General features: G+C 36.3%; 1 pseudogene. It reads left to right on the top strand.

From position 1 onward, the window contains the following. Positions 1 to 300, top strand: a pseudogene (locus OM074_RS21420) (IS1634 family transposase); the annotation flags it as partial.

Below are 300 nucleotides of genomic sequence, written 5' to 3'. Positions count from 1 at the left end.
AAAACACAATAGCTCTGGAAGCGTTTCTGTGCAAGTGATACAGAAGGTTAAAGGGCAAAATAAACTTATAAAAACAATTGGGTGCGCCACAACACAGCAGAAAATAGATAAGCTTGTTATAGCTGGATATGAAGAAATTGAAAGAATCACGGGTCAAAACAATCTATTCCTATCAGACAAAGACACTTATACAGAAGAGGCTCTGTTAAATATCAGTAACTCAGACATAAGAACGGTAGGGCCAGAAATCATATTCGGGAGTATTTACAACCATATAGGTTTTAATCAGATAGAGGAAGA

Origin of the sequence: Plebeiibacterium marinum (assembly GCF_026013615.1) — a bacterium.
In the GTDB taxonomy this organism is placed as follows: Bacteria; Bacteroidota; Bacteroidia; order Bacteroidales; family Marinilabiliaceae; genus Saccharicrinis; species Saccharicrinis marinus_A.
The sequence above is the reverse complement of the archived record's forward strand: the minus strand, read 5'-3'. Positions and strand labels throughout refer to the sequence as shown.